The organism is Acetobacter indonesiensis (assembly GCF_000963945.1).
Classification (GTDB): Bacteria; Pseudomonadota; Alphaproteobacteria; order Acetobacterales; family Acetobacteraceae; genus Acetobacter; species Acetobacter indonesiensis.
Genome location: NZ_BAMW01000172.1, coordinates 1 through 4254, shown reverse-complemented (window position 1 = coordinate 4254; position 4254 = coordinate 1). Strand labels below are relative to the sequence as shown.

Here is a 4254-nt window from a genome sequence, read left to right as displayed (position 1 = left end):
AAAACATGTTCGCGAAACTGAAACACTGGCGACGGGTGGCAACACGATACGACCGCTGCGCTCATACCTTCATGTCTGCAATCCACATCGCAGCAACCTTCATCTTCTATCTTAAAGAATGAGTCCTGAGCCTGGCAACCAAAGAGAACACAGGAGTATGTGTTCCCGTCACAACTTACGTTAACGATTTCAGCACATCTGATAGTCGCGTTATTAACCTGCCATACGGACACAGGATTCAATTTTTCCAAGCCAATGTGGGTGATGGAACTACATCAGGATCATGGATAACTTTCCCGGTATCCTTTTCTGGCTCTCCTACCTTTTTCATGGCCAACTCAAATGGAAATGGTGATGGCGTAACCGACACTGACTATTGGTGCTACGGAGCCACTGAATCACGTATGTATGTAAGACCAAGAAACCATCAAGGGAGCGCGAATATATTAGCAATAGGGCCAAGGTAATGACGGATATAAAACAGAATACCCGTATAGATATTATGCCTCGTATGACCTCACAGCCACGCAACCATGCCCCGTTACTGGTTGATATGATACATGGAATATGAGTTCAGTTTCTAATGTTCCTAACGCTTCTGATATGATTGTCGTAGGCGAAACGGATTGGAATAATCAAGACTTTCGGCTTCCTATTGGCGAGGGAGTTAAAGACGGAAAAATTATTGATTATACAGCGCCGTCTCCTTCCGTATCATTGCAAGATCAGGCTGTATCTCTACTAAAAACTCAGCAGGTATATGTCATGCAGAACTACACCGTTTACGGAGAAGATACTCCTTCTAATTGGCTAACATATCTAAAATCCCTTAGAGACATCGCAACCGGCATAGATACCACCAGCACCGAGTTGCCTACGGCACCAGAAGCATGATCACTCTCATTCCCTCACCCACATGGCAACCTGCGGCGGTGCGAGTGCTACCGATAGTCGCGCCTGCCAATCTACGGACACGAGGGCTAGTTCCTGAGATTATAACGCTTTCATGGGCTCCCAAATCCAGCGCAGATCACTTTGATTTCTCACTTGATCTGTCGGCAATATTAGACGCGACAGGAGACCATATTGCGGCGATAGAGCACGTAGAAATACCGGTAGCATCTGGACTACCCACTCAACTGGCCGTGCTCTGTTCCAGTATCGTTAATGGGCTTGCGTGCATTATGCTCGGCGGCGGTGCGCCGGGTGAGACAGACGAAATCGTCGTTTATGTTGTGACACAGCAGGGGAGGAGACTGGCCCCGCGCATACTGTTGACAATCACGACCGAGACTGACGCGTCTATTCCAACACCTGCGCCAACAATGAGCGGCGGGGTGCCAGTCCCGCCGAATGCCATCCGGCTGCCGGGTGGGCTAATTCTGACAGACGATAACGGAAACCTTTCCTGATCGCATAAATGGAGTCTCCATGTCTGGGTCCACAACCAACACGACGGTCAGCGGTATTGCGCTATCTTCGCTTTCTTCGACTGATACCCTTAAAGCATCGGATCTTGTTTTTGGCATATTTGATGGGAAGGGCCAGTTCTTACCTCAGTCAAAAATTTGGGCAGGGGCGATTGATAAAGAGGGCGATAGGGTAGAGGGCGCGCTGTCTGCCGCTTATGAGACTACCGAACCGGAGCACCTTGTTCCGAAATCCTACGTTGACGTGCAGGGTGACAAAATCGCGGCCAGCGTGGCCGGGGCTGCGGCTGCACAGGTAACGGCAGCGCAGACAGCAGCGCAAAATGCGCAGGATGCGGCTACCAACGCGACCAATGCTGCGAGTGGGGCAGCGAACGCAGCCAGCACGGCTATAAACGCTCAGAAGGGAACGCCCAACGGTGTGGTCGCTATCTCCACCAACGGCCACCTTATGCTCGATGGGCAGGAATTATTTGGCGTGCAGAACGGGCATCTGATTTTCGTTTTGCCGCTCCCTACGTCAGACCCCGGTGTTGCAAACGCATGGTGGAACAACGGCGGCACAATCTATATTTCGCAGGGCTAACTAATGAAAAAACTAGTTCTTTTCGTGGCTTTGCTGGTGCCTGCGTTAGCACATGCCCAGATGCCTCCAAACCATGAGCTCCCCCAGTTCAAAAACCTCAAGGCCGCGCCGGTTGCCCAGCCCAAATCAATGCTGCGGATGCGGGCAATGGCTCCCGTGGCTGCTACTGCGGCGAGTAGCACGGCATCTGGATCAAACTATGCGCCGTTTTTGCCTCAGGGTGGGATTAGCCATCAGACTGACGTGCCAGAGGTGTATGCGGACGGAACGGGCGGGACACTTGCTCAAATCGGCCAGATGGCAGATGGCAGTGTTCAGCAGACCACAATTAACGCAGCCAATGGTGTGGCGGGATTGGATGAGAACGGTAATGCCAGTGCGCCAGTTGTCACAGGACCAGCGCTTAATGGTGCTCCGATACAATCGGTCCAAATTGGGACAGATCCGCAAAAAATCAGCAAAGTGACCGGTCAGCCGTGGCTATTTGGTGGCAATAGCACGGCTATTTTTGGAGCCTACCCTCAGCCCAACCTGCCAAGAAGTCCTATGGGATATTGGTCGGGCTTTCCAGTGAACCTCGTCGTTGCAGGTTCTCCCTCGGGGCCCTACAATGCAGGCTGTTCGTTGTGCGTTTTTACTGATGCGGGCTTTCAGAATACGACCGTTGCGGAGTTGAGTGGCGAAGATTACACAAAGGGAAAAGTTTCTCCTGGCTTTGATGTAGCAGCCCTTTTTATGTCCGCAGGAACGGAAAACGCACGCCTGGCGCTCCCTGTCTCATCTTACACGGCAAATACGGTGGTTCTATCGTCTGCCCTGACACCTGCGCAGTTGCTTCACGTTAAACAGGGCATGTTTATTTCCACCAACTCTCTGGTTCCAGGAATGTCTTCGGGAACGATTGGGGACGCAAATCTGCCAGTGAAAGATTATTATGCCGGCGTGGTAAAGAGAGTATCATCCGATAGTAAAACCATCACGGTTTATGGGTGGGCGGCGTTAGGAAAAACGGCAACAGCATCGGATATACCGAGCACAACATCACTTGAGACTTACTACTGGAAAAACTATACATCACCGTATGTCTTTATTGGGGCACCGACTAAAATGTTTGGTCGCAATACGGTAATGACATTTGACGGGAATAGAGTGGGAGATAATGGGTTACCATCCACATCATCTATCCGTCAGTTTGAGGGCGAGGAAATAGACTTCAACACAGCTAATACAAAAGGGACAGCAGCAAAAAGTGTATCTTATCACGGGCTGACTTTTGGCGGGAACAATGCAGACCCACGCGTCCTGACAGATGAAAGTTACGCTATATTGTTGGCGGGTAGTTTGCCTAACTATTTAAAGATTAGTGATAGTTGCGGTTCTATCGCCATACAGTCTGGAGGATATTATCTTCCTTCAGCCTGTATTGTTGGTGCTGCTCACAGCAATCAGGCAGAACTGTTTGAGTATAAGGGGTACGCTAACTCAAACAAAATGAACTTTGGGGCTTGGCTCAACCGTGAAAGCGATGGCGCAAATGGCTGGACAAACGTTTCAGTCAATTTGGGTGTTAATATTGACGGAACGTACGGGAAGATAGGTAGCAGTGGTGCTAAACTTCCTTATTTGTCATGGAATAATTCACAGGGAGCGTTATCTATACGCAGTCCCATAGGCGAAGATGTCCTGACAATTACTGCCTCTGGTGGCATGATCATTCCATGGGGAACGCCATCCAGTAGCACGGCGCCGTGTAAGCCAGGTCAGAAACAAATGGATGCAGACTACACATATTCTTGCGTGGCTCCTGATACCTGGCGTCGTGCGAGCAATGGCACCACTTGGTAATGTCAGTTTCATATCTCTAACAAGCCGCCTTCGGGCGGTTTTTTTGTATTCAGAAATCCGGAAATCCTAATGAATGACTCAATCGCTCTCGCGGCTGTTTTGGCGCGCGAATTCGAAGGCCCGTCTCTGCGCCCGTATGTCTGCCCGGCCGGTTACTGGACCATCGGCTACGAGGTCCGATTTGATGCACTGGTGCTGGAAGAGTCCGATCGTTTGGAAGAACTGGCCGCCATTCCCGCCTTCACCCCGCAAGGCCCGCGCCTGAAAGCCGAAATCATTCTCGCACTTCTGCCGGAGCACCTGCGCTATAGCGAAGTGGACGCAGAGACACAGCTTATGCTCTCGCTAGAGCGGTTTCACTGAAATCTGTATCATCTGGTGACAGTGTAGGCG

General features: G+C 50.7%; 5 protein-coding genes and 1 pseudogene. All 6 read left to right on the top strand.

The window, feature by feature from the left end; genetic code table 11:
• Positions 1-122: pseudogene (locus tag Abin_RS15570) on the top strand (IS5/IS1182 family transposase); the annotation flags it as partial.
• A 445-nt stretch (positions 123-567) separates the two neighbouring features.
• The gene (locus tag Abin_RS15565; protein WP_143217205.1) at positions 568-894 is read left to right on the top strand and encodes a hypothetical protein; all 327 of its coding nucleotides are present in this window, start codon (positions 568-570) and stop codon (positions 892-894) included.
• Positions 891-1412, top strand: a complete 522-nt coding sequence (locus tag Abin_RS15560; protein ID WP_048848609.1) for a phage fiber-tail adaptor protein — start codon at positions 891-893, stop codon at positions 1410-1412. The genes Abin_RS15565 and Abin_RS15560 overlap by 4 nt, the downstream gene beginning before the upstream one ends.
• Before the next feature lie 19 nt (positions 1413-1431).
• The gene (locus tag Abin_RS15555; protein ID WP_048848608.1) at positions 1432-2016 is read left to right on the top strand and encodes a hypothetical protein; all 585 of its coding nucleotides are present in this window, start codon (positions 1432-1434) and stop codon (positions 2014-2016) included.
• A 3-nt stretch (positions 2017-2019) separates the two neighbouring features.
• Positions 2020-3861 (top strand): hypothetical protein, encoded by a 1842-nt coding sequence (locus tag Abin_RS15550; RefSeq protein ID WP_048848606.1) that lies wholly within the window; start codon positions 2020-2022, stop codon positions 3859-3861.
• A 69-nt stretch (positions 3862-3930) separates the two neighbouring features.
• Positions 3931-4224: a lysozyme family protein gene (locus tag Abin_RS16050; protein WP_052948255.1), complete on the top strand. Its 294-nt coding sequence runs from the start codon at positions 3931-3933 to the stop codon at positions 4222-4224.
• Positions 4225-4254: the final 30 nt, after the last annotated feature.